At 46.3% G+C, this 25804-nt stretch carries 22 protein-coding genes and 2 pseudogenes; all 24 read left to right on the top strand.

Features of this window, described 5'->3' with window-relative positions; all coding sequences use genetic code 11:
* Nucleotides 1-81 precede the first annotated feature (81 nt).
* The 24 genes and pseudogenes from spoVT (at nt 82) to pabA (ending at nt 25796) form a co-directional block, all read left to right on the top strand.
* Entirely contained in the window at nt 82-624 is a 543-nt protein-coding gene (gene spoVT, locus BXP28_RS17825; protein ID WP_024095446.1) for a stage V sporulation protein T, read from the top strand.
* Nucleotides 625-749: 125 nt separating this feature from the next.
* Nucleotides 750-2450, top strand: coding sequence for a putative polysaccharide biosynthesis protein (locus BXP28_RS17830; protein ID WP_023482231.1), 1701 nt, complete (start codon nt 750-752; stop codon nt 2448-2450).
* A gap of 14 nt (nt 2451-2464) precedes the next feature.
* Nucleotides 2465-3979: a bifunctional methyltransferase/pyrophosphohydrolase YabN gene (gene yabN / locus BXP28_RS17835; protein WP_023482230.1), complete on the top strand. Its 1515-nt coding sequence runs from the start codon at nt 2465-2467 to the stop codon at nt 3977-3979.
* A 93-nt stretch (nt 3980-4072) separates the two neighbouring features.
* On the top strand, nt 4073-4345 hold the full coding sequence (locus BXP28_RS17840; protein WP_023482229.1) for an HU family DNA-binding protein: 273 nt from the start codon (nt 4073-4075) through the stop codon (nt 4343-4345).
* A complete protein-coding gene (locus BXP28_RS17845; protein ID WP_023482228.1) occupies nt 4345-4602 on the top strand; it encodes an RNA-binding S4 domain-containing protein in 258 nt (85 codons plus the stop codon). The genes BXP28_RS17840 and BXP28_RS17845 overlap by 1 nt, the downstream gene beginning before the upstream one ends.
* Before the next feature lie 273 nt (nt 4603-4875).
* The gene (gene yabP, locus BXP28_RS17850) at nt 4876-5157 is read left to right on the top strand and encodes a sporulation protein YabP (protein WP_023482227.1); all 282 of its coding nucleotides are present in this window, start codon (nt 4876-4878) and stop codon (nt 5155-5157) included.
* Nucleotides 5158-5171: 14 nt separating this feature from the next.
* Nucleotides 5172-5717, top strand: a complete 546-nt coding sequence (gene yabQ, locus BXP28_RS17855) for a spore cortex biosynthesis protein YabQ (RefSeq protein ID WP_077585154.1) — start codon at nt 5172-5174, stop codon at nt 5715-5717.
* A 61-nt stretch (nt 5718-5778) separates the two neighbouring features.
* Nucleotides 5779-6081 (top strand): FtsB family cell division protein, encoded by a 303-nt coding sequence (locus tag BXP28_RS17860; protein WP_024095442.1) that lies wholly within the window; start codon nt 5779-5781, stop codon nt 6079-6081.
* Between the two features lie 115 nt (nt 6082-6196).
* The gene (locus BXP28_RS17865) at nt 6197-6676 is read left to right on the top strand and encodes a S1 domain-containing RNA-binding protein (protein ID WP_023482225.1); all 480 of its coding nucleotides are present in this window, start codon (nt 6197-6199) and stop codon (nt 6674-6676) included.
* A 355-nt stretch (nt 6677-7031) separates the two neighbouring features.
* Nucleotides 7032-9527: a stage II sporulation protein E gene (spoIIE, locus tag BXP28_RS17870; protein ID WP_077585155.1), complete on the top strand. Its 2496-nt coding sequence runs from the start codon at nt 7032-7034 to the stop codon at nt 9525-9527.
* A gap of 220 nt (nt 9528-9747) precedes the next feature.
* Nucleotides 9748-10463 (top strand): annotated as a pseudogene (locus tag BXP28_RS17875) (vWA domain-containing protein).
* Nucleotides 10447-11358 carry a protein kinase domain-containing protein gene (locus BXP28_RS17880; protein WP_023482222.1) on the top strand — a complete coding sequence of 304 codons (912 nt, stop codon included), beginning with the start codon at nt 10447-10449 and terminating at the stop codon, nt 11356-11358. Before BXP28_RS17875 ends, BXP28_RS17880 begins: the two are co-directional and overlap by 17 nt.
* A gap of 42 nt (nt 11359-11400) precedes the next feature.
* Nucleotides 11401-12840, top strand: a complete 1440-nt coding sequence (tilS, locus tag BXP28_RS17885; protein WP_023482221.1) for a tRNA lysidine(34) synthetase TilS — start codon at nt 11401-11403, stop codon at nt 12838-12840.
* A 46-nt stretch (nt 12841-12886) separates the two neighbouring features.
* Nucleotides 12887-13426 (top strand): hypoxanthine phosphoribosyltransferase, encoded by a 540-nt coding sequence (hpt, locus tag BXP28_RS17890; RefSeq protein WP_024095437.1) that lies wholly within the window; start codon nt 12887-12889, stop codon nt 13424-13426.
* Between the two features lie 92 nt (nt 13427-13518).
* Nucleotides 13519-15552, top strand: coding sequence for an ATP-dependent zinc metalloprotease FtsH (gene ftsH, locus BXP28_RS17895; protein ID WP_023482219.1), 2034 nt, complete (start codon nt 13519-13521; stop codon nt 15550-15552).
* 178 nt (nt 15553-15730) lie between these two features.
* Entirely contained in the window at nt 15731-16669 is a 939-nt protein-coding gene (nadA, locus tag BXP28_RS17900) for a quinolinate synthase NadA (RefSeq protein ID WP_023482218.1), read from the top strand.
* A gap of 36 nt (nt 16670-16705) precedes the next feature.
* Nucleotides 16706-18316, top strand: a complete 1611-nt coding sequence (nadB, locus tag BXP28_RS17905; RefSeq protein ID WP_023482217.1) for an L-aspartate oxidase — start codon at nt 16706-16708, stop codon at nt 18314-18316.
* On the top strand, nt 18309-19190 hold the full coding sequence (gene nadC / locus BXP28_RS17910) for a carboxylating nicotinate-nucleotide diphosphorylase (RefSeq protein WP_023482216.1): 882 nt from the start codon (nt 18309-18311) through the stop codon (nt 19188-19190). Before nadB ends, nadC begins: the two co-directional genes overlap by 8 nt.
* Complete coding sequence (locus BXP28_RS17915; RefSeq protein WP_023482215.1) at nt 19187-19954, top strand: type III pantothenate kinase; 768 nt, start codon at nt 19187-19189, stop codon at nt 19952-19954. The genes nadC and BXP28_RS17915 overlap by 4 nt, the downstream gene beginning before the upstream one ends.
* A 35-nt stretch (nt 19955-19989) precedes the next feature.
* Nucleotides 19990-20862 carry an Hsp33 family molecular chaperone HslO gene (gene hslO, locus BXP28_RS17920; protein WP_023482214.1) on the top strand — a complete coding sequence of 291 codons (873 nt, stop codon included), beginning with the start codon at nt 19990-19992 and terminating at the stop codon, nt 20860-20862.
* 18 nt (nt 20863-20880) lie between these two features.
* Nucleotides 20881-21792 carry a peptidyl-prolyl cis-trans isomerase gene (locus tag BXP28_RS17925; protein ID WP_023482213.1) on the top strand — a complete coding sequence of 304 codons (912 nt, stop codon included), beginning with the start codon at nt 20881-20883 and terminating at the stop codon, nt 21790-21792.
* Nucleotides 21793-21904: 112 nt separating this feature from the next.
* Nucleotides 21905-22843: a cysteine synthase A gene (gene cysK / locus BXP28_RS17930; RefSeq protein ID WP_036655534.1), complete on the top strand. Its 939-nt coding sequence runs from the start codon at nt 21905-21907 to the stop codon at nt 22841-22843.
* Nucleotides 22844-24377: 1534 nt separating this feature from the next.
* A pseudogene (locus BXP28_RS25655) lies at nt 24378-25186 on the top strand (anthranilate synthase component I family protein); the annotation flags it as partial.
* A gap of 37 nt (nt 25187-25223) precedes the next feature.
* Nucleotides 25224-25796, top strand: a complete 573-nt coding sequence (pabA, locus tag BXP28_RS17945) for an aminodeoxychorismate/anthranilate synthase component II (protein ID WP_036655532.1) — start codon at nt 25224-25226, stop codon at nt 25794-25796.
* The last annotated feature ends 8 nt before the right edge of the window (nt 25797-25804 follow it).

Genomic DNA, 25804 nt, shown 5'->3' on the forward strand with positions numbered 1-25804 from the left:
TTCCCTCCATAACTCGAATACAATGGTACTTGCTCCAGTCGTATCTATATCTTCACGGAAAGAGAGGCAGCTAAGAAAAGCATGAAAGCAACTGGAATTGTTCGACGCATAGACGATTTAGGCAGAGTGGTGATCCCCAAAGAAATCAGGCGTACACTTCGCATTCGCGAGGGAGACCCCCTTGAGATATTCGTTGACCGTGACGGGGAAGTGATCTTGAAAAAATACTCCCCCATCGGAGAACTGGGAGATTTTGCGAAAGAGTATGCGGAATCGTTGTATGAAAGTACTAACCACATTTCCCTGATATCGGACCGTGACAGCATCATAGCTGTGGCAGGCGGGTCTAAGAAGGAATATTTGGATAAGGCAATCGGCCAATTGGTCGAAACCAGCATGGAGAACCGCAAATCAGTCCTGGAAACTGCTTCGGGACAATATGAGATTTGCAAGGATACCCCTGAAACGTATAGTTCGTTTGCCATCGCACCCATCGTGGCAGGAGGCGACCCTATCGGAGCTGTTATCCTGCTTAGTAAAGATGAATCCGTCAGCATGGGTGAAGTGGAAACTAAAATGGTGGAAACTGCTGCAGGTTTTCTGGCCAAACAAATGGAACAGTAAAGCTGCCGGTACAAAGGCTTCCTTCAGAGATCTGGTATAGATCAAGAAGGAGGCTTCTTTCTTTTTCAAAGTGCTTTATGGATTTAAGAAAAATGCTGATATAATAAAAGGCAGAAAATGAAGTGATGCGCAGATTGCCGGGAGCGAAAATAGAGATGAGGGGAACAAAGGTGAAAGAGCAGAAGAATACAGGACGGGTCTCTTGGCTTCGTGGAGCCGCCGTATTGGGAATTGCGGCTGTTATGTCCAAGCTGCTCGGAACCATGCAGAAAATACCTCTGCAAAACCTGGCCGGGGATGGCGTATTCGGGATTTACAACGCTGTATATCCGCTATATATCCTAATCCTATTTTTGGCTACTGCCGGATTTCCGGCTACAGTGTCTAAATTTGTATCGGAAAAGGCGGCGTTGGGAGATCACTACGGTGCTCTTCGCGTTGCCAAAGTATCCGGTATCCTTTTGATGGTGACAGGCCTATTTTTTTTCGGAATTTTGTATACATGTGCAGCCGATATAGCAGCCCTGATCGGGGTTCCCGCTGCATCCAATGCCATCCGGAGCATATCGTTCGCTCTGCTTTTGGTTCCCTCCTTATCCGTGATGAGAGGATATTTCCAAGGTTATCAGAATATGGTTCCCACGGCCGTATCGCAGGTTATTGAGCAGGTGGTCAGGGTCATTACCCTGGTAGCCCTGCTCCTGTATTTTTTGCATGCCGGTTTTTCTGATGAGTGGATCGCGGCGGGGGCCACATTCGGTTCCGTAACGGGAGCGGTCGGGGGTCTTGTTGCGGTTTGCTGGTTCTGGAGAGGACAAAAGAAGATATTTTCCACAGAATGGAACAGGAAGGGAAACTTAGAATCGAACCGGGAAAGCATCTGGAAGCTGATAAAACAAATTACGGCTTATGCGATACCGATCTGCCTCGGGGCTATTGTGATGCCGATTCTGAATCTGGTCGATACTTTTACCATACCGAGGGTTTTACAACTGGAAGGAGCGAGCATATCCGAAGCGGTACGCGTTTTTGGCCTCTACAATCGCGGCTTGCCTCTTGTGCAGGCCGTCGTGATGATTGCTTCCGCCATGACAGCCGTGCTGGTACCTGCCATTGCGGAAGCGCGGGTACGGGGCCGCGTGGACCAGGTCCAAAGCCGGACCGAATTCAGTGTCCGGTTGACCTGGATCATCGGACTCGCGGCCTCAGTCGGCCTTGCTGCATTGTCCGTCCCGATCAACATCATGCTATTCCGCAATAGTGAAGCCTCGCTGACCATGGCAATTCTGGCGTTCACTGCGGTATTCAGCATGATGAATGTCGTGACGAGCAGCCTGCTGCAGGGAGCCGGAGCCTTATACGCTCCGGCCTTACACCTGCTTGCCGCCACCTTGATCAAGGTGGCCGGCAACCTGTGGCTGATGCTGAGATACGGCATCAACGGAGCCGCTGCCGCCGCAGTGCTGGCGTATGCCGCCGCCGCGGGGCTAAACATCGTGCAGCTGAAACGCTGCACGGGTGCGGCCTTCGCGCTGCGCGATTTCGCGGCGCGGCCCATAGCGGCAGTGGCGGCTATGACGGCCTCGCTGCCGCTTTGGGTGTACGGCAGCATAGCGCTATGCACGCTGCTGCCGATGAAAGAGCGCGTCATTTATACGGTTGCCGCGCTTGTGGGGGTGCTGGGCGGGACGGCCGTCTACGCCCTGGCATTATTCCGCTTCCGGGTACTCACCCGAAGCGATTTGCACAGCGTACCGGCCCTTGAGAAGAAGCTCGCGCCGATCCTGGCAAAACTGAACTTGCTTCCGGAAGAGCGGAGGCCATAAAGGGAGGAAACAGCGTGAAAGAAAATATAACCGTCGTAGGTCTCGGGACTGGAGATGAACAGCAGCTCACCTTGGGCATCTGGAGAAAGCTGCAGAACGCAGAAGCGCTATACCTGCGTACCGGACAACATCCGGTAGTTCGCCTGCTGCAGGATGAGAAAATTCGCTTTGAAACGTTTGATGCGCTATACGAAGAGAAGCAGCAATTCGGAGAAGTTTATGAGGCAATAGCAGAGCATCTGATAGAGAAGGCAAAAAAGGCTTCGGGAGAGATTGTATATGCCGTACCGGGACACCCGATGGTGGCTGAATATACGGTCCAACTGCTCAGGGAGCGTTGTGCCTCCGAAAGTATCGGGCTGGAAGTGCTGGGCGGAGAAAGTTTCCTGGATCAGGCTTTTCTGCGCTTCGGCTTTGACCCCATTGACGGATTTCAGCTTCTGGACGGGACGGCTCTCAACAGTCATTCCTTACAGACGAACTTGCATCAGCTTATAGGACAAGTATACGATACTTATACCGCTTCGGATGTTAAACTGACTTTGATGGATGTATATCCGGATGAATACGAAGTGGTCGTAGGCCATGCCTTGGGGGTAAAAGGGGAGGAACAAATTCACCGCATTCCTCTTTACGAACTGGACCGGTTAGAAGGATACGGGAATTTATCACTGGTCTACGTCCCCCTCAATCAGGATGAGAGATTGCGAAACCGCTGTTTTGCCCGTTTGCATGAAATTGTTCAAATCTTGCGCAGTCCGGAAGGATGTCCTTGGGACCGGGAGCAGACACACGCCAGTATCCGCAAGAATCTGATCGAAGAAACATATGAAGTCCTGGAAACAATCGATGATGATGATCCGGATGCGATGTGTGAAGAGCTTGGGGATCTTTTGCTGCAGGTGATGCTTCATGCGCAGATGGAGGAAGAAACCGGAGCCTTTACCGTGTACGATATTATTGCCGGTCTTAACGAGAAACTAGTCCGCAGACATCCTCATGTTTTCGGGGAGAACCGCGCCAATAATTCCGAAGAGGCTTTGCAAAACTGGCAGCAGATGAAGGATGAAGAAAAACGGAAAAAAGGTATTGATCCGAAACAGCTGTCCGTACTTTCCGGTGTTCCCCGTGATTTACCGGCCCTTATGAAAGCTTTCAAGCTGCAAAAAAAAGCATCCAAAGTCGGATTCGACTGGGACAGGCCGGAAGAGGTTATCAGGAAAGTAGAGGAAGAACTGGAGGAAGTACGGGAAACTCTGGAACTGGGGCAGGATAAGCGGACTGAAGAAGTAGGAGATCTTTTATTTGCTGTGGCCAATCTTGCACGTCTCTTGAAAGTGGATCCGGAAGAAGCTCTAACAGCCGCAAACCGCAAATTTACAGCACGTTTTTCTTACATAGAAGAACAACTGCGTTTAAACGGCCGTGAAATTGAGCAGACTGGGTTATCAGAGATGGAAGAATTATCGCAGCAGGCAAAAAAAGTTCTTACAAATCACCTTCACGAGAAGGATTTTCCTAAATCATAAAGAATAGAGTCAAATAAGCATCGTGTGGATGTATACTTTACAGGTGCTGAAGGTGAAGAAGTTCTTCTAAAACTGAGGAGGTTATGAAAAACAATGAATAAAGTAGACCTGATTAACAACATTGCAACGAAAAGCGGACTAACAAAAAAAGATGTAGAAACTGTATTGAACGGATTCCTTGGCGAAGTTACTGAGGCTCTTTCCTCTGGAGATAAAGTGCAACTGATCGGTTTCGGCACTTTTGAAACCCGTGTACGTTCTGAGCGTACGGGCCGTAATCCGCAAACCGGTAAAACTATCACCATCCCTGAGTCCAAAGTTCCTGCATTCAAAGCAGGCAACAAACTTAAAGAAGCGGTTAAGTAATGCGTCTTGATAAGTTCCTTAAGGTTTCCCGTCTAATTAAACGCCGAACCGTAGCGAAGGACGTTTCCGAGCAAGGCCGTGTATGGATTAATGGAAGGGAAGCCAAACCAAGTTCGACGGTCAAAGCCGGTGATGAACTGGCTATACAGTTCGGACAAAAGAAAGTGACGGTCCGCGTAGAGATGCTGGCCGATACGACACGCAAAGAGACAGCTGCCGAGATGTACACGGTCATCAAGGAAGAAGCCATCTCCTAGAACAATAAAAAGCCCCGTAAAGCCCTAAGCTTGCGGGGCTTCAACCTTTCCCCTTTGAAATTCTAATTCTTATTTATCCATCATACAGTTATATTTGAATACTATTTATGCCCCCAGATATCCGTCTATTGTGCGCACCTATTTTTCCATAGGCCCTCACATTCTTTTTTACCATAGGGTACTGAAAAATTAGAGTTATAAGATCACTCTCTTTTTTGTTCTAAAATAGGACTTCCCCCCATATGGTAGTGGTAAGAAGGAGGGGTACAAGCAATGATCGAACAAGTTAAGCAAAAACGCCAGGAAATTAAAATGTTAAATCGGAAGCTGCTCGAAGTATCAGGCGTTCTTAATGTAGAAAGCTTCGACAGCGAGGAATTCCTTCTAGAAACAGAATGCGGATTTCTTATGATCAAGGGTCAGAACCTGCATATTAAGAACTTAAGTCTCGAACAGGGATTAGTCGCCATTGAAGGGCTTGTTAGTGAGCTTTCCTATGTCGATGCACACTCCCAGGAAAAACCCAAGGGATTTTTTGGTAAGTTGTTCAGGTGATTTTACAGGTACAAATGATCACCATACTCCTAATGTTCACGGCTGGACTTGCCCTCGGAGCCATGTTTGATGTTTTCCGCATTCTATTTGAACGATTCCGGCTCCCTAAATGGGCTATGCCCATAGTGGATATTGTGTACTGGATTGTGGCGACGATTCTGGTATTCCGGCTGCTTCTCGGAAGCAACGAAGGACAGGTGAGAATGTTCGTATTTATCGGACTCTGTCTGGGCGTTTTGCTGTACTACCCCTTGTTCAGTAAATGGACTATTCGCACTGTGTATTTTCTTATCCGTACGGTGCATGGGCTGGTTCGTTTTCTCAACAAGACTATCCATATTTTAGTGATCAAACCGGTCAAGGGGCTGTACCGGCTGGTTATTATTATTTTAGGATTTTTAATGGCGATAGCTATTTTCCTTTATAAAATTATGATACAATTGTTCTATCCTTTTTGGAAGGTGCTGCTCTGGCTGACAGGACCAATATGGAGAAGGCTAAAGCTTCCCAGTTGGATATCCTCCTTATGGAAGAACATTCTTCATTGGTTTAAGAAATAGATTCACTTTCAGCTAAGATAGGTAATGTAGTTTTGGGAAACCTAAGCCAGGAGGAAAAGGCATGACAAAAACCACGAAGCGTAATAATCCGGGAACCCGCCGTAGAATGCGTCTTATTATGATTGTTTTTGCAGCGTTTTTGCTTTGGGCCGGTGTGACCTTGTGGGGACAGTACGGCATGATGAAGGAAAAGGAAGCTGCCAATAAACAATTGGATCAGCAGCTGGAACAGGTAAAGAAGCAAAATGAGAACCTGCAGAAGGAAATCACCCGTTTGGGTGACGATGAGTATATAGAACAAAAAATTCGTCAAGAACTGAATTATACTAAAGAAGGAGAAACTTTATTCTCGACGAATAAATAATAAATATGATGAACGGTCTAAAGTAGGCATATTGCCTTGTTGACCGTATATTCTTGATGCGGTATAATCGGCGTAGCCATTCTTTCAACAATTTAAGGGAGGAACATTTTACTTTATGGCAATTGAAGTGGGCAGCAAGTTAGAAGGAAAAGTGACAGGCATTACTCACTTTGGGGCTTTCGTTGAGCTGGAAGAGGGAGTCACTGGTCTTGTTCACATTTCGGAGATCGCAGATAATTATGTGAAAGATGTTAATGAGCATCTCAAAATTGATGACAAAGTTCTTGTGAAAGTCATCAACGTGGACAAGGACGGGAAGATTGGCTTATCGATCAAGCAGACGAAAGAAAAGCCTCCTGAAGCAGCTAGCCCGGTACGGCAAGGTGGAAGGTTCGACTCCCGATCTGGTTCTGACCGTGGCGGGTATGGACGAGGGGATCGCGGCGGCCGGGGTGGATTCAAATCTGGCCCAAGTAAGATGTCTTTCGAAGACAAGATGAGTCGTTTCCTCAAGGATAGCGAAGAACGTATTTCCTCGCTGAAGAAAAATACCGAGTCCAAACGCGGCGGTAGAGGCGGAAGAAGAGATTTCTAAATTCTAATTAGCGAAATAATCCGATAAAACAAAACAAACCACGTTTGCACAAGCAAATGTGGTTTTTTCTATTTCTGAAATACAGATTTCAGGATATTTTGTTGGCTCGGCGGCTTAATCGACAAGACCCTACTATGTTTCTCCGCTTTACGCAAGCAGATTGTTCGGGAAGAGGCGACTTTGGCTTTCAGTCTATATTCCTGTAAGGTAGCGAAGTAAGCGGATTCGACGTCTTTTCCAGCTCCCTGTAACTTTGTCGGAAATTTCTTTTTCTCTATCACCGCATTCTGACAAACTATTTACTAGATTGTTTTTATAATGGGTACACAAATAGGAAATGGGTGGTGTGTTCAAAATGATAGGAAAAAGAAACGCCGGAATCTCCCCGGGGATGTATTGGTCCAATCTAATACACAGAACGGGTACGGGAGTGAAGGCCAAGGCAATAGAGAATAGGGCTGTCCAATCAATTATTGCCAAAAAATGGGTCCTTTTGCTTCTTCTTATGGGGTTTCTGCTTGGTAGAGCCACTATCTTGGATCAGCTTGCTCCTTTTTCTATGGCTTTCTTTGCGGTTATCTATTTTCAAAAAAGGGACATGCTTCCCTGGGCAGCCTTGTCTTTAGTAACAGGCAGCGTTTTGTCTCTGCATCCACATACCAGTTCTATCGTAGCTTCTATGCTGATCTTTCTACTTATCCAAAAAGGAATTGAAAGGTTTGAGAGATCTGATGTCTCTTACGCTCCTGCCATCGTATTTTTGTCCACCTTCTTGGTACAGTTGTTTAGATGCCTGGTCAATACCGACCTTTCCTGGTATTCCGTGATGATGGCCGGGGTTGAGGGGATTCTGAGTTTAGTATTGACACTCATCTTCATGCAGGCCGTTCCTGTATTTACCCTGACCCGGAAAAACTACCAATTAAAAAACGAGGAGATTATTTGTCTCATTATTTTGCTGGCCTCTGTAATGACAGGTACGGTGGGATGGTTGTTCGGTGGGGTAACGGTTGAACATATCATTTCCCGGTATCTGATTCTTGTCTTTGCTTTGGTAGGGGGAGCGCCCCTTGGGGCTTCCGTTGGAGTAATCACGGGATTAATCCTGAGTCTGGCCAACGTGAACGCTGTCTATCAGATGAGTTTGCTTGCTTTTTCCGGGATGCTCGCCGGTTTGTTAAAAGAGGGAAAACGAATGGCTGTCGGGTTTGGTATGTTTCTTGGTACTTCCATATTGTCCGTTTACATGGGAAGTCAGGCTGAAGTATTTAATTCCACATTGGAGTCTCTTGTCGCCGTTACGCTGTTCCTGCTTACCCCCAAAAGTCTGGTAAAGACGTTATCCAAGTACGTTCCGGGCACGCAGGAGCATGTGAAATCCCAGCAGGATTATGCGAAAAAAGTTAGAGATGTAACAGCAGGCCGGGTAAGACAGTTTTCAGACGTATTTCAGCAGCTTTCACAAAGCTTTAAGCAAGTAACGGCAGAAAAGACAAAGGATAATCAGGAGGATCAGATGTCTCATTTTATTGAGGCTGTTTCACAAAAGACATGTATTACGTGCCGGAAACAGGCTTCCTGTTGGGAGAAAAATTTTTATCAGACTTACGAATATATGACAGGCATGATGACAGAGATTGAACTCAATCCGAACTTTCAAAAAAAGCAAATTCTACGGGAATGGAAGCAGCATTGCCACAAGACGGAGCAGGTGCTCAACATCATGAAGCAGCAGTATGATCTTTATCAGAATAATCTGCGTTGGAAACAGCAGATTGCCGAGAGCAGGCAGCTTGTAGCAGATCAATTATCCGGAGTTTCTCAGATTATGAACGATCTGGCCAAAGAAATTCAGAGGGAAGCCCAGGAATTATTCATCCAGGAAGAGCAGATCCGTTCGGCACTTGAACAGTTGGGGCTTTCCATCCACTCTATTGAAATTATCAGTCTGGATGAAGGCAACGTAGAGATAGAGGTTGTTCATCAATATACACACGGATATGACGAATGCCGCAAAATTATTGCACCCATGTTAAGTGAAATTTTGGATGAACATATTGCTGTAATCAGTGAAGAGAAATTGCCGCGTTCGGAGGGGCTGGCTACCGTCATTTTTGGTTCGGCGAAGGAATATGAGGTGGAAACAGGCATAGCAAGTGCTGCGAAAGGGGGGGATTTATTATCTGGGGACAGCTTTAGTACAGTGGAGCTCAGCAATGGTAAATTCGCTGTAGCCCTTAGCGACGGGATGGGAAACGGGGAACGGGCCCGGGCTGAAAGTTCTACAGCACTAAGCATTCTGCAGCAGCTGCTTCAGTCAGGTATGGATGAGAAACTGGCGATCAAATCCGTAAATTCCGTACTGCTCCTTCGTTCTCCTGAAGAAATGTATGCCACGGTCGACATGGCTCTGATCGATTTATACAGTGCGGAGACAACATTTATGAAAATAGGTTCGATTCCCAGCTTTATTAAACGCTGCGGTCAGGTGATTCCGATCAGTGCCAACAATTTGCCTGTAGGGATTATTCAGGACATTGATATTGATCTGGTCAGTGTCCAGCTTCAGCCCGGAGATACGTTAATTATGATGACGGACGGTGTATATGACGCTCCCGGGCATACCGTGAATAAAGAAGTCTGGATGAAAAGGGTCATTCATGAACTTCAAGCGAAAACTCCACAGGAGATCGCGGATGCTTTGCTGGACCAAGTCATGAAATATCATAGGGGGGATGTTCATGATGATATGACCGTTGTTGTAGCCCGGGTGGAGAAATACAGACCGGAATGGGGAACCTTCCGGTGGCCCGGACTTCACAGAATGGAACGTCCGAAGGTGGTGAGCTGATGATGGATAGTCCGCCTTTGAATCCTTGATAATATCGCTAATTCCAATCCCTTTCATGGGTTACGGGCAGCGGCTGGAGGGATTTCCTCACCGGCCTATGCAAACTGTTTTCAAATTGTCTATGAAAATAGGTTGTTTTGTGAAGAAGATTTGATTAAGTGCCTTCCAACTTGGCGAAACTAGTGATACAACACTAGCAAGCTGGTTAGGAGGGTAATAAATGAGACAAATCTTATTGATAACCGACGGTTGTTCCAATGTCGGAGTGAGTCCGGTAGTGGCAGCTGCACATGCCAAAGAGGAAGGCATAACGGTCAATGTGATCGGTGTTGTCGACCAGGGTGAACTTGGAATGCTTGGTGCAGAAGAAATCAGGGAGATTGCGGAAGCAGGGGGGGGATGAGCCGTATTGCTCCGGCGCATCTGCTTACACAAACCGTCCAAATGATGACACGGAAAACGGTAATTCAATCCATGCAGGAGGTGGTAAGCAAAGAGCTCCAGCAGATTTTAGGCACTTCTGAAATTACAGGGCTTCCTCCAGGCAAACGGTCGGAAGTAGTTCATCTAATAGATGAGCTTAGTGAGAGTACTGATCTGAAAGTAGCTCTCTTGATTGACACAAGTGCCAGTATGAAACCTAAACTGAATGCAGTCAGGGAAGCAATTCGTGATCTTCTGTTAAGTTTGCGCTCCCGTTCCGGCCACAGCGAATTGGCTGTATTCCATTTTCCCGGAAAGTCCGGTTCTGAGGAACACGTGGAGATGGATGCCGGATGGACGTCAGAACTTGCAAATATAGACAAGATGTTCTATAAATTAAACATGAAGGGTACCACACCCACTGGGCCGGCCTTGCTGCGCGTAGTTCAATATGTGTCAGGAAGACCGCCGTCAAGTGACGAGGATGGGATGTTGAGTGACTACGTGGTATAAAGATAGCCTGGTTCCGGGCATGACCTTGAAGGGAAAGTGGAACGGCCGGGCTTATCTTGTAGAAAAACTGCTGGGTGCAGGAGCTAATGGCCAGGTCATGCTTGTGCGCAGCGGCCAGCAGAGGTATGCTATGAAGATAGGGTTTGATCCGCTGGATCATCAGTCAGAGGTCAATGCCCTCAAGGAAGTATCCGAAAAAACTACAACGTTTCGGGGATATTTAATTGATGTGGATGATGCGGTTATTCAGGGGAAAGAAACCCCTTTTTTTGTCATGAAGTACATAGAAGGAAAACCCCTGCTTTCCTTTTTGGCGGATATGGGGATAGACTGGATTTATATGATCGGCCTGCAAATTTTGAAAAGGCTCCGGGACCTGCACGCAAACGGGTGGATATTTGGGGATCTGAAAATCGAAAATATGGTGGTCTGCGGATACGGGCAAGCCGAATTGATTGATTTCGGAGGCGTCACACCAAAGGGAAAAGCGGTCAAACAATTTACGGAGATGTATGACCGGGGATATTGGAATGCGGGGGAACGTCTGGCAGAGGAAGGCTATGACCTGTTTTCCTTTGCAGTTATGGTCATCTTGGCTGTAGCCGGCAAAAATTCGCTGGGAGATCCTGCGTTGATGCTGCCTCAGAATAGAAGCATTGACATGCTCGAAGAAGTGATTAAGGCAAATCCCTGTTTAAAAAAGTTATCCCCGTTTTTACTCCGGGCTCTTCGCGGTACTTTCTCAGGAACGAGGGAAGCGGTGCTTTTGTGGAAGCAGCTTTATGCTAAACCTAGGAACGCCGTTTCATCCAGCCATCCCTCCTGGGTAAAGGTCTGCTTTTTTGTGTCTTTGTTGATGCTCGGCACGACCCTGTATTATTTTCATCTGCGTTAGAAGAGTGACTTGTTTTCGGTGTTGTAAGGAGGAGATGGCACAGTGGTTCTGCTGGATAAAATAAAACAAAACATTCATGAACAGAACCTGTTTCAAGGCGGGGATACAGTAGTAGTTGCAGTATCGGGAGGTCCTGATTCCATTGCCCTTCTTCATATGCTGTACAGGCTTTCGGATGAGCAGGGGTGGAAGGTGATTGCTGCTCATGTTAACCATCAGTTTCGTAAAGAAGAGTCCGCGGAAGAGGCAAAATATGTGATGTCCTTTGCATCCGGCCTTGGTATACCCTGTGAAGTCGGAGTGATTGACGTTCCTGCCTATATTCGGGAGACATCGCTGAATCCTCAGGTGGCGGCAAGAGAAAAAAGATACGAATTTTTACATAAGATTGCAAATGTATATAATGCGGACAAAATAGCACTCGCTCATCACGCGGATGATCAGGCGGAAACCGTATTGATGAGAATAGTCAGGGGGACGGGCCTCTCCGGCCTTACCGGTATTCCTATCAAGAGAAAAGAAAAAAATGTGGAACTGGTCCGGCCTATGCTTCGTATATACAAAAATGAGGTAATAAGCTACTGCCATGAACATCAATTGCATTTTTTTCGGGACAGTAGTAACGATTCCCGCAAATATTTCCGCAATCAAGTGCGCTTGGATGTACTTCCTTTTCTTTCTTCCTATAATGAACATCTTCCCGAGGCTTTAAACCGGCTGGCTGAAATGGTAAAAGGTGAAGATGATTATATGGATGAACAAGCAAGGCGTGAGATGTCTTCGCTGGTAAAATGCCAAAAGGATTCGTATTCCTTTGGGCGGACTGCCTTTCTTTCTCTGCATCTTGCTTTACAAAGACGTGTGATTAAACTAATATTAAATTATCTTGCTTTACAGGCGGAAAAAATTGATTTTATCACCGTGGAACAAATTCGTCTGGCGATTTTGCAGGATGCTCACTCCAACGTCCGCTTGAATTTGCCTGAAGAGTTACTCTTTATCCGGGAGTATGAGGCAATTCGCATTCAGAAGGAAACGGAAGCGGCGAGGAGTTTTTCCTATTTTGTCCGATTGGAGCAGTCCTCTGAACATATATCTGTCCCGGAATCGGGTCTGCAGATAAAGTTTACTGTGGAAGAGCTGATTTCTAATGTACCGGATTCCGCATATATCCCTTTCAGCCGCGATGAAGCGTGTTTCGACTGGGACGGGCTGAATAAGCCTTTGTGTCTTCGCAGCAGGAAGGATGGAGACCGAATGGAAATACTGGGTTTAAACGGCTCCAAAAAGGTAAAAGATATGTTCATTGATGCTAAGATTGCGCCAAGCCGGAGAGACCGTATTCCGCTCTTGACAGATGCGGATGACAAGATATTATGGATTCCCGGTATGAGGCGTTCTGGGCATGCTCTGGTTACCCCGGAAACCAAGCGCCTGCTGCGGGTGAAATGTTTCCATTCTGGCGATCCGTTCATTCGTTAGAATGTGAATTTACTTGTTTTCATACTATAAAGTAGGGGGTACATCCTTGTTAAACGACATTCAAGAAGTATTTTTTACGGAAGAACAAATTCAGGAAAAAATTAAAGAATTAGGGGGCAAGCTGTCCGAAGATTTTAAGGGCCGGAACCCTTTGGTCATCTGTGTGCTGAAAGGCGCTTTTATTTTTATGGCGGATTTGGTTAAACAAATGACCGTACCGCTGGAAATTGATTTTATGGCTGTATCCAGTTATGGAGCTTCAACAAAATCTTCCGGCGTTGTAAAAATTATTAAAGATTTGGATACATCCGTGGAAGGCAGAGACATTCTGATTGTCGAAGATATTATAGACAGTGGACTTACTTTAAGTTATTTAATTGATGTTTTGAAGCGGAGAAACGCAAAATCCGTTTCCGTAGTTACGCTTTTTAATAAACCGGCCAGAAGAACTGTAGATTTGGAACCTGATTATGTCGGGTTTAAAATTGATGATGCTTTTATTGTGGGATATGGACTGGATTATGCCGAAAAATATCGGAACCTTCCTTTTATCGGTGTGTTAAAGCCTGAGATCTATTCCAATTAAGCATTACACAACCCGTATGTTGAGCCATTTCTTGTGATGCTTAAACATGCTGTGGTAAAATAATAAAAGTGTGCCGTGAGAGGAGGTAGCGGATGAATCGCTTTATCCGGAATACCGCTTTTTATTTACTTATTTTCCTGGTTACTGTCGGTATTGTTCATTTTATAAGCAACCAGAATGATCAAAAGGATGGAATATCCTATACCCAATTCCGTCAAGAGCTATCCAGCAAAAACGTGGAATCCGTCACCCTCAAATGGGATGGATACACTTATCTTGTAACAGGTAAGTACAAAAATCCACAAAGTCAGGATAAGAAGAGCTTTATTACTCGTGCCCCAGTAGATCCTAATCTTTTCCAGATGATCGCCGAAAGCGACGTCAAGACGGAAGAGTATCAGAAGATGGATGGGGATAGCGGATGGCTCACCCTGTTAACCGGGATCGTTCCATTTGTGATTATTTTCATCTTATTCTTCTTCATGTTGAATCAAGCCCAGGGTGGGGGCGGCAAAGTGATGAACTTTGGCAAAAGCCGGGCCCGATTATATAACGAAGAGAAGAAGCGGGTTACGTTCCAGGACGTAGCCGGTGCGGATGAAGAAAAACAAGAGCTTGTCGAAGTCGTTGAATTTCTTAAGGACCCTCGCAAATTTTCTGCCGTGGGTGCCCGAATCCCGAAAGGGGTTTTGTTGAATGGTCCTCCGGGAACAGGTAAAACCCTGCTTGCCAGAGCCGTAGCCGGAGAAGCCGGTGTACCATTTTTCAGCATAAGCGGTTCGGACTTTGTTGAAATGTTTGTCGGTGTGGGCGCATCCCGCGTACGTGACCTGTTTGAAAATGCTAAAAAGAACGCGCCTTGTATCATCTTTATTGACGAGATTGATGCGGTAGGACGCCAGCGTGGAGCCGGTCTTGGCGGCGGCCATGATGAGCGTGAGCAAACACTTAACCAATTACTTGTAGAAATGGATGGTTTCGGGGCTAACGAAGGTATTATTATCGTCGCGGCAACGAACAGACCGGATATTCTTGACCCTGCTCTCCTGCGTCCGGGCCGTTTTGACCGTCAGATAACAGTTGACCGTCCGGATGTAAAAGGACGTGAAGCCGTACTGAAAGTACATTCCCGTAACAAGCCGATTGCCGATGACGTGAAGCTGGATTCTTTGGCCCGGTATACGACCGGTTTCACTGGTGCGGACCTTGAGAATTTGCTTAACGAAGCGGCTCTGATTGCCGCAAGGCGTAATCGGAAAGATATTTCCATGAGCGAGATCGAAGAAGCGTTCGACCGTGTGATTGTGGGTACTCAAAAGAAAAGCCGAATCATCAGCGAGCAAGAAAAGAAAACCGTGGCTTATCACGAATCGGGCCACGCTATCGTAGGTTACTATGCGGAGAATGCCGATATGGTTCATAAAGTTACGATTATTCCTCGGGGACGCGCCGGCGGCTATGTTATGATGCTGCCTAAAGAAGGCGAGGACCGTATGATGAATACGAAATCGGAACTTCTGGATAAAATTACCGGACTCCTCGCAGGACGTGTTTCTGAGGAGCTTTTCATAGGAGAAATCGCAACAGGAGCCTACAGTGACTTCCAGCGTGCTACCGGTATTGCCCGTAAGATGGTAATGGAATTCGGTATGAGTGAGAAACTCGGACCGATGCAATTCGGCAGTACTCAGGGACAGGTATTCCTGGGCCGGGATATCGGCCACGAGCAAAATTACAGTGATGCCATCGCTTACGAAATCGATCAGGAAATGCAGCGCATAACACTGGAATGTTATGACCGTGCTAAGCAGATCTTGACTGAGCATAAAGACAAGGTTCATCTGGTTGCTCAAACTCTCTTGGAGAAAGAGCAGCTTGATAAGGATGAAATTATTCAGCTTTTGGAACATGGTAAACTTGAAGAAAAACCTGATGATGTAAAGGTTAACATTCAAGGGCAGGATGCTTCCAGACAAAGCAAAGAGCTGGCAAAAAACAATGAAGAAACTATCTCAGCTCCGGAAGAGTCCAAAGAGGCTAACCATAAAGAACATCCTGAAGAAACAAAGGATCAACCCGCCCAAGAGGAGAATCCAGATATCAAAAAAGATAAAAAAGATGAATAAGCAATTGTGACCAAGAACCGGACGCACTCCTTGTGCCGTCCGGTTTTTTCTAATTGACAGTGGCTCTGGGGTTGTGTAAATTAATTGTAAACTTTATATTTAGCATTGAATCGTGGATGATTAACATTCAAGCCGGAGAGAGAAATGCCGGGTTGCAAATTAGGGGAGGAAGCCGGTTATGGAAGCCTTGGCTTTGCAAAGGAAAGCAGAGCAAACGAAGGAATTGAAGGAACGAATCAAACAGCTAAAAAAAGAGCGGAATGCGATCATTCTAGCTCATTACTATCAGCGGGATGAGATTCAGGATATTGCCGATTTTCGCGGAGATTCGTTCTTGCTGGCACAAAAAGCGGCAGAAACAGATGCGGATATAATTGTCTTCTGTGGTGTTCACTTCATGGGAGAGAGCGCCAAGATACTGGCTCTGGACAAAAAGGTGATTATACCGGATGAACGCGCAGGCTGCCCTATGGCCGATATGGTGAATGTTGAGGGCCTCAAGGAGCTAAAGCGTAAGCACCCGCATGCTACTGTGGTTGCCTACATTAATACCTCGGCTGATGTTAAAGCGGAAACCGATATTTGTTGTACCTCTGCCAATGCGGTTAAAGTGATTGAATCAGTGGAGACCGGCGAAATAATATGGGTACCGGATAAAAATTTGGGCAATTATGTATCAAAATTCACAAACAAAAACATGATTATTTGGGAAGGCTACTGTAATACCCATGACATGCTGACGGTCAAAGATGTAGAAGACATGAAGGCCAAACATCCGAACGCCCAATTTGTCGTGCATCCCGAATGCCGCCCTGAGGTTGTAGCTATGGGGGATTTTGTGGGAAGCACAACTGCCATTATCAAATACTGCAGGGAGTCCGGTTGTCAGGAGTTTATCGTAGGTACGGAAGATGGAACAGGATATCAGCTCCGGCTTGACAGCCCTCATAAAACGTTTCATTTTGCAACTAAATATCTGGTCTGCCCGAATATGAAAGTCAACAATTTGAAAAAGGTGGCACGCTGTCTGGAAACCATGCAGCCGGAGGTCTTTGTACCTGCCCATATTGCCGATCAGGCCAGACTTTCTTTAGAGCGCATGTTACAGGTGAAGTAGCATGCGCTACTCTTTCTCTTGGGACTGGTGATAAACATGATACCCAGATATTTAACGGATTTTAACCTCTCTGTAATCCCTTGGGTTCAGACCGATGTTATGGTTATTGGAGCGGGTATTGCAGGGCTTTATGCTGCCATTCAGGCAAGCGAGAGCAAGAACGTACTTCTGATTACCAAGAAATCACTGCTCGATAGTAATACCAGATATGCCCAAGGGGGAATAGCTGCCGTTGTTTCCAGCGAGGATTCTCCCGAGTATCATTTACAGGATACCCTCTTTGCGGGGGCGGGCTTGTGCTCTAGGGAAGCAGTGGATATCCTCGTCAATGAAGGACCTGAAGGGATTCAGGAACTGATTCGTCTAGGAACACAGTTTGACGAGGAGAATGGCGAGCTGGCATTAACCAGAGAAGGAGCTCACAGTCAGAGAAGAATCCTGCATGCTCATGGAGATGCTACAGGAGCGGAAATTATTAGGGCTTTATCGGAGAAAGCCCGGCAAATTCCCTACATTGAACTGTGGGATGCCCATTTTGTGATTGATCTTGTTACTAGGGAAGGTATATGCTACGGGGCTCTGGTACAAAAGCCCGACGGTACAAAAGTATTTGTCAAGGCGGAGGCAACAGTTTTATGTTCCGGAGGTGCCGGGCAGTTATACCGCTATACAACAAATCCGGATATTGCCACAGGAGATGGCATTGGGATGGCATACAGGGCCGGAGCCGAGATCCGGGATATGGAATTTATTCAGTTTCACCCAACGGCGCTTTGTTATCCCGGGGCACCGCGTTTTCTCATTTCCGAAGCTGTTCGGGGGGAAGGTGCATATTTGCGGAATACACGGGGGGAGCGGTTCATGAATTTCTATCACCCCCAATTGGAACTTGCACCGCGTGATGTTGTGGCCAGAGCCATTGTCAATGAAATGGAGAGAACAAATTCCACTTTTGTATATCTGGATATTACCCATATGTCCGAAAGCTTTATCAGGCAACGTTTTCCTAGTATCTATGAAACCTGTATTCATTACGGCCTGGATCTAACCTCAGATTGGATTCCGGTTGCCCCGGCGGCCCATTATATGATGGGCGGGGTGAAGACAGACATTTACGGGGAAACTACGGTTAAACGTCTGTTCGCATGCGGGGAAGTATCTTCCACTGGTGTACATGGGGCTAACCGGCTGGCAAGCAATTCATTGTCGGAAGCAATTGTATTTGGACGGCGGATTGTAAGCCGTATCAAGGAATACTCGGCTTTACCGGATTTTTCACCCATGGAAATACGGGAAAGAAGAAGAGAAGCACCTAGGCAACCTATGGTGGAACGCCGTTTAAAACTCCAAAAGATTATGGTCCGGTATGTCGGGGTTACCCGTTCACAGGTGGGCTTGTTAAGAGCCTTGGAAGAGCTAAGGAGGCAGCTTCCTATTTTTGAAAGCAGTCTTACCAAGAGGGAAGAATACGAATTTGCCAACCTGTTGACCTGTGCTCTTCTGACAGCTCAAGCCGCATTGGAAAGAGAAGAAAGCAGAGGCGGGCACTTCCGTGGGGATTATCCAGAAAGTCATAACGATACCTGGATTAAGCATATCTCGTTTATACGCAAGGAAGCAGTGGAGGAGTGTTTTCCTAATGTCTGAAGCTATACCCCAATTGAATATGCGAAAATTATATCCTCTGCTGGAAACGTGGCTGGAGGAAGATCTGGGGACCGGGGATATAACCACCTTGTCCACCATACCTGAACAACATGAATCAGAAGGCATTATTCATGTGAAAGAAGACGGAATACTTGCAGGGTTAGAGGTCGCCCGTGCCGTCTTTACTCTAGTAGACTCTCAATTAGACTTTAGGCCTCAAGTGACGGAGGGCCGATCCATTTCCAAGGGAACAATTATCGCCGTTGTGAAGGGAAGTACCCGCAGCCTTTTAATGGGAGAGCGGCTCAGCTTAAATTTATTGCAGCGTTTATCAGGAATAGCTACAAGGACCAGACAATTTGTTCATGCTTTGGAAGGGCTGCCTGTTAGGCTTGTCGATACTCGAAAAACAACACCGGGCCATCGTCTTCTCGAAAAATATGCGGTCCGTGTAGGCGGAGGTCACAATCACCGATTCGGCCTTTATGATGCAGTTATGATCAAAGATAATCATATAAAAGGCTCCGGGGGTATTCAGCAGGCTATTCTATCCGCTAGAGATGCCATTCCCCATACGATGAAAATTGAAGTGGAAGTGGAGAATGAGCAGCAGCTTGAGGAGGCAATTAAATCCAAGGCCGACATCATCATGCTGGATAATATGAAACCTGACCGGATGAAAGAGGCGGTAAAGCGTGTCAAGCGGGAACTGCCCCATGTTATAGTGGAAGCTTCGGGATCCATCAGTCTGGAAACCATTAAGCAGGTTGCGGAAACCGGAGTGGATGTCATTTCTGTCGGCAGGCTTACCTATTCCGTGCCTGCACTGGATATCAGCCTGGACTTGAACAACAGGAAAGGGGATCTCCAGTGATTTTAGTTGTAGATGTGGGAAATACGAATATTGTACTTGGCCTATACGAGGGGAGTGCTTTACACCGTAATTGGAGGATCAGCACGAACCGTTCGGGAACCAGTGATGAATATGGAGTCCTGATTTACAACCTCTTCCGCCTAGCGGGCATCAGCGTCGAACGAATCGAAGGCGTAATTATTTCTTCGGTCGTCCCGCCACTTATGTTTGTCCTTGAAGAACTTTGTTTAAAATACTTAAATAGGGCTCCCTACATAGTAGGACCTGGAATAAAAACCGGCCTGAACATTCGCGTTGATAATCCCAAGGAAGTGGGGGCAGACCGGATTGTCAATGCTGTAGCGGCTTTGGAGCTTTATGGGGCACCGTGCATCATAGTAGACTTTGGTACAGCTACAACTTATGATTATATCGATGCGTCCGGACAGCTCTTGGGTTGTGCAATTGCACCCGGTATCGGTATTTCTACGGAAGCCCTATACCAGCGCGCTGCCAAGCTGCCCCGCATTGAGCTGATAAAGCCTAAAAGCGTAATCGGCAAAAATACGATTTCCGCCATGCAGGCCGGCATCGTTTATGGTTATGTGGGACAGGTGGACGGTATTGTTTCACGAATAATCGAAGAATACGGCACAAGCCCTGAAGTAGTAGCAACCGGTGGTTTGGCCGAGATGATCGCCAGCGAATCCCGGACTATTTCCGTAGTGAATCCCTTGTTAACCTTGGAAGGGCTACGCTTTATTTACGAAAAGAATGCAAAATAAAGAAAACTGACGAAAGTTGTAAATGAGGTAGAAGCATGAAAGACTATTTAATCCGCGGTACGGCTATGGATGGTAAAGTCCGGGCATTTGCCGTGAAAACGACCCATCTGACAGAAGAAATGCGACAAAGACATGGAACTACTCCCGTAGCTACCGCCGCTTTAGGCCGAACTGCAGCAGCCGCCCTTATGATGGGTGCAATGCTGAAAGGGGAAGAGAAGCTGACGGTTCAGGTGAAAGGCGGAGGACCGATTGGACAGATTGTGGTGGATGCGAACGCTAAGGGAGAAGTAAGAGGATATGTAAGTGAACCGCTTGTAGATCTCCCTTTGAATGCGGTCGATAAACTGGATGTAGCGGGCGCAGTAGGAACAGACGGTTTTTTGTATATCATTAAGGATCTGGGGCTGAAAGAGCCTTACAGGGGAAGCATTCCCATTGTTTCAGGAGAATTGGCCGAGGATTTCACGTACTACTTTGCCAAATCCGAACAAACTCCTTCTGCCGTCGCCCTAGGTGTACTGGTAGACGTGGATTATACGGTTCGAGCGTCTGGAGGGTGGATTATTCAACTTCTTCCGGGACTTTCCGACCAGACTATTACCGAGATTGAGCAGCAGCTTGCAGGGGTTCCTCCTATATCAACATTATTGGATCAAGGCAAGTCACTCGAGGATATATTGGCCGATATTCTGCCTTCTGTGCAAATCCTTGAGAAATCCCCCGTGTATTTCAAATGTTTCTGTTCCCGTGAAAGAGTGAAGAACACCTTGATCAGCCTGGGGCGTGATGAGCTGAAATCCCTCATAGAAGAAGAGGGAGCAGAGATTGTATGTCATTTTTGCAACGAAAAGTATCAGTTTAACGTAGAAGAATTAAAGGAATTGTTGAATACATTAAACAAATAGTGGGTTGAGGGAATTGCCATGCGCAATATTAAACTGTTATGGGCGGTCATTGGCGGACTGTCTCTGGCTGTGGTAGTTTTGGTTTGTTTTGTGATCTTTGGTTTTACCGGCGCGGCTTCCGGAAACGGGACGGTGGTAGCTGAAATAGGCAAAACAAAGATTCGCAAAGGTGATTTGGAACAAAATTTGATAACCCATTACGGCAGTTCTGTGCTTAATCAGATGCTTGATAGGGAAGCTATCAAAATGGAGGCGCAGTCTGCAGGCCTTCAGATTTCTGATGCGGATATTGACAAAGAACTGAAGGTAATGATGCAGGCTTATGAGAGTGAGGAAGTTTTTTACCAATCCATGAAGGAACAGCTTGGCATGAGCAGGCAGGAAGTAAAGGATGATGTATACTACAAGCTGCTTCTGGAGAAAGTTGCAACCAAAGACATTCAAGTTTCTGATTCTGAAATTCAGGATTACATCCAGGCTCATCCTGAGGAATATGCGAAAAAAAGGGAAATGCATCTTCGCCGGGTTACAACAAAAACCAGGGAGCAGGCGAACAAGGTAGTTGCTGCTTTCAGCAAAGGCGACGATTTTGCTAAGCTGGCCCGGGACCGGTCGATTGACGACTACGCTAATAACGGCGGGGATCTTGGCTGGGTAAAGGAAGATGATCCGCTTACGGATAAACAGGTGATGAAGCAGGCCAAAGATCTTAAAGTCGGTCAGATCAGCAAACCGGTGCAAACCAACGAAGGATACCTGATTGTGTTCTTGCAGGAAAGCAAGGACAAGGGCGGACTAGATGAGCAGACAATCAAGGAGACGGTACGCAAACAGCTTGCTCTTCAAAAGGCACCGTCTATTAAGGACCTTTCCAAAAAGCTTCGTGAAAAATGGAACGTCAAAATAGTCGATCCTACTTACCAGTCGTAGACTGGCAATGGGATTGACTTTTTTTATAACGGCTGATAACATGAAAATAGAATAATACCTACCAAACAACTCGGAAATTAAGGGCTTGGTCATTTTGAGGAGGGGAAATTGCATGGCTAGACTAGTGGAAAATATTACGCAATTGATTGGGAACACACCTTTGGTAAGATTGAATCGGGTAGTTCCGGAAGGAAGTGCGGAAATATACGTTAAACTGGAATTTCAAAACCCCGGTGCAAGTGTGAAAGACCGCATTGCCATCAGCATGATCGAAACAGCTGAGAAGGAAGGGAATCTCAAGCCAGGTGCGACTATTATTGAACCCACCAGCGGAAATACAGGTATCGGCTTAGCTATGGTAGCTGCCGCCAAAGGGTATAAAGCTATTCTGGTCATGCCGGATACAATGAGCATGGAGCGCCGCAATCTGCTCCGGGCGTACGGAGCTGATCTTGTTCTCACTCCGGGAGCGGAGGGGATGAAGGGAGCTATCAGCCGTGCGGAAGAACTCCTTGCCGAAAATCCGCATTATTTCATGCCTCAGCAATTCAAAAACCAGGCGAATGTAGACATACACCGCAGAACTACCGGCCCCGAGATTGTAGAAGCTATCCAAGCGCATGATGGCAAGCTGGATGCTTTTATTGCCGGCGTTGGTACGGGGGGGACTATTACCGGAACTGGAGAAGTGCTCAAAAAGCATTTTCCTGGAATCCGCGTTTATGCGGTAGAACCTACAGCTTCTCCTGTATTGTCGGGCGGTAAACCGGGTCCTCATAAAATTCAGGGCATTGGAGCCGGATTTGTTCCAGATATTTTAAATACTGAAGTCTATGATCAGATTATTCAAGTGGACAACGAAGATGCCTTTGCTACTTCCCGCCAAGTAGCCAAGCAAGAGGGGATTCTGGGAGGAATCTCGTCTGGAGCGGCTATACATGCTGCTTTACAGGTTGCCAAGGAGCTAGGCGAAGGCAAGCGGGTAGTTGCGGTAGTTCCAAGCAACGGTGAAAGATACTTGAGTACTCCATTATATTCCTTTGACGATTAAATCAATCAAATTTGGCTCCAATGGATTATGGTTAAATTGGAAGCAAAAAGTACTTAGAAGGTTTGAAATGGCTCAACAAGTCAATTTTAAGGTGCTTAACAGGGTGTTTATAATGGACTTTTTCTAAGGCCATCTATAAATGCCCATTTTGTTTTAAATGTCTTGAAACAGCGAAACTCCGCATGGCATCGTGTACTGTATCTCAATCCTCTTGTGTATTGACTTTCTCGAAGTTTTTTGGGGCACATTAATTCATCCTAGCGCAGACTATAAAGTAATCGGCGGATGCCATGGTTGGGTTCTTCCACCCACATGACATTTACACGTGTCCCTGTTTGTCAACAAAGAACAAATCAATTTGGTTATCTGTCTGGCGCTCAAGAAATTTCGACAATCATCCTTTATCCAACAAAATGTCGAAAAAGGAATAAATTACCGAGGAAATGCATAACCTAAATTTTTGATATAGGTGAATGTTTGAATAAAAAAAGAATAGGTTAAGTTTTCAATATGCAATCCCCACTTGGGTTCGAGCGCCTAGAGTTCAAAGCTGCATGTTGATTAAATTTTTATATGTATTTTCTATGTATAATAGAAGCAAAAACGGAAATCAGACTTATGTCAGGTTTGAGGGCGCCGCTCGGCATTTTCACGATAGCCTTCTGTCTGGCCTCCAGCTTAACGCTGGGGGTTTTTATTTATCCTTCTATGAAGTATACTTATGGACAATATTACAGTAGCCTATGAAGGCTTGTCATAAAGGGGATAAGATTTTGATCATCAGTATCGACCAGTGGCGCAGTTGGGTATCGGAAGGATTTACAATGCTGCCGTACACAGTCCGTTTTAAAGCAGAGGTTTCACACCTTCTGACTTGGACAAAAGCCTGGGAACAGACCGGGAACATTTCTTTTGTTTTGGAGAGTGGAAAAGGAGGAAGGTATACTCTTTTAGGGCTTGCCCCTTGTAAAACTATACAGGGGAAAGGATTCAAATTTCAGGAATCAGAACTGGATAGGGAAGGAAATTGGCAGACGATTGAGGGTAACGCTTCCCCTCTTGACGCAGTAAAAGCATGGATAAAGCCTTTTCGTTCCCCGTCTATAGGAGGGCTGCCTAAGTTTGTCGGAGGGTGTGCAGGTTTCTGGGGATATGACGTAGCCCGTACAATCGAGAACATACCAGATCTGGCCTCTGACGATCTGCCTATTCCTGAATATATGTTTGCCTTATACGACCGGATTTGGGTATGGGACCATCAAGAAAATGAGGTTTATGCCTGTGTTCATTCATACTGGTCTCAAGATAGCCCGTTAAAGGGAAATGAGAGGGAAGAACTGTTGTATCAAACATACAGGAAAGCCCAAAGGGCCGCAGAGGAAATGACTGAATTCTGGCGCAGTGTGGAAAAGGTAAATGAGGATTTGGCAGTAAGAAACCGGCGAAATTTTTGCAAAGAGACGGCACAGAGTTACTCGGGGGGACAGATGAGGCTTCCATACTTCCCATTCGTCCGGCCTTTGACGAGAAGGCTTTTGTTCATGCCGTTCGCAGAGTACAGGAATATATCAGTCAAGGGGATGTATTCCAGGTTAATTTATCCGTACGCGGAACCTGTCCGCTTGAGGCACCGCCCGAGGAGATTTATGAGTCACTCAGAGTCATTAATCCTTCTCCTTATATGGGACTAATGCGGTTCGGCAGCTTTGCCCTTATATCCGGCTCCCCGGAGCTGCTGGTACAGTTAGAGGAGGGCAGGCTCCGGACAAGGCCTATAGCCGGAACCAGGCCAAGAGGAGTGACTTCGCAGGAGGATGATGCGCTTGCGGAAGAACTTCTGGCCAATGAAAAAGAGCGGGCTGAACATGTCATGCTGGTAGATTTGGAAAGAAATGATTTGGGACGGATCTCGCGCTACGGCAGCGTAAAAGTCGACGAGTTTATGGTTATCGAGAAGTACTCCCATGTCATGCATATCGTATCGGAAGTAACCGGTGAACTAGCTCCGGGGAAGGATGCATTTGATGTAATTGCCGCAACTTTCCCGGGAGGTACGATTACCGGAGCTCCAAAAGTGCGCACTATGGAAATTATTGAAGAGTTGGAGCCGGTCCGGCGGGGCCTTATACAGGGTCTATGGGATGGATTGACTATAACGGAAATATGGAATTTAATATTGTTATACGAACACTGCTTGCAGCCGGGGGGCTTGGACACGTTCAAGCAGGAGCCGGGATTGTTATTGATTCGGTGCCGGAGCGGGAATACGTGGAATCTCTTAACAAAGCCAAAGCCATGTGGAAAGCTGTTGCTGTAAGCGAAAAAATGAAAAGCCGAGTTTAGCAGAGGGATGAAATATCCATTAGAGGAGGAAGTTGAGATGATTCTTGTTATTGATAATTATGATTCATTTACTTACAACCTGGTACAGTACCTGGGGGAATTGGGAGAAGACATTATAGTAAAACGCAATGATCAAACGGATGTGACAGAGATCGAAAGGTTAAGTCCCGATCATCTTCTCATCTCTCCCGGCCCTTGTACACCTAATGAAGCGGGAATCAGTCTGCAGGTCATCGAGCATTTCAAAGGGCGCATTCCGATTTTGGGAGTGTGCCTTGGACACCAGTCTATCGGACAGGTATTTGGCGGAGAGGTTATAAGGGCTGAACGGCTTATGCACGGCAAAACTTCCCCCGTTTTTCATGATGGCCATACGGTTTTCGAAGGGTTACCTTCTCCTTTTACAGCTACCAGATATCATTCATTAATCGTCAAAAAGGAATCCTTGCCGGATTGCCTGGAGATCAGTGCATATACGGAAGAAGGGGAGATCATGGGATTCCGTCACAAAGAGTTCCCGATTGAAGGCGTTCAGTTTCACCCGGAATCCATTATTACAGATCATGGCCATCAATTGCTTCGTAATTTTCTAAAATATGAGAAAGTATAATGGAGGAT

It is taken from the genome of Paenibacillus larvae subsp. larvae (assembly GCF_002003265.1).
GTDB lineage: Bacteria > Bacillota > Bacilli > Paenibacillales > NBRC-103111 > Paenibacillus_H > Paenibacillus_H larvae.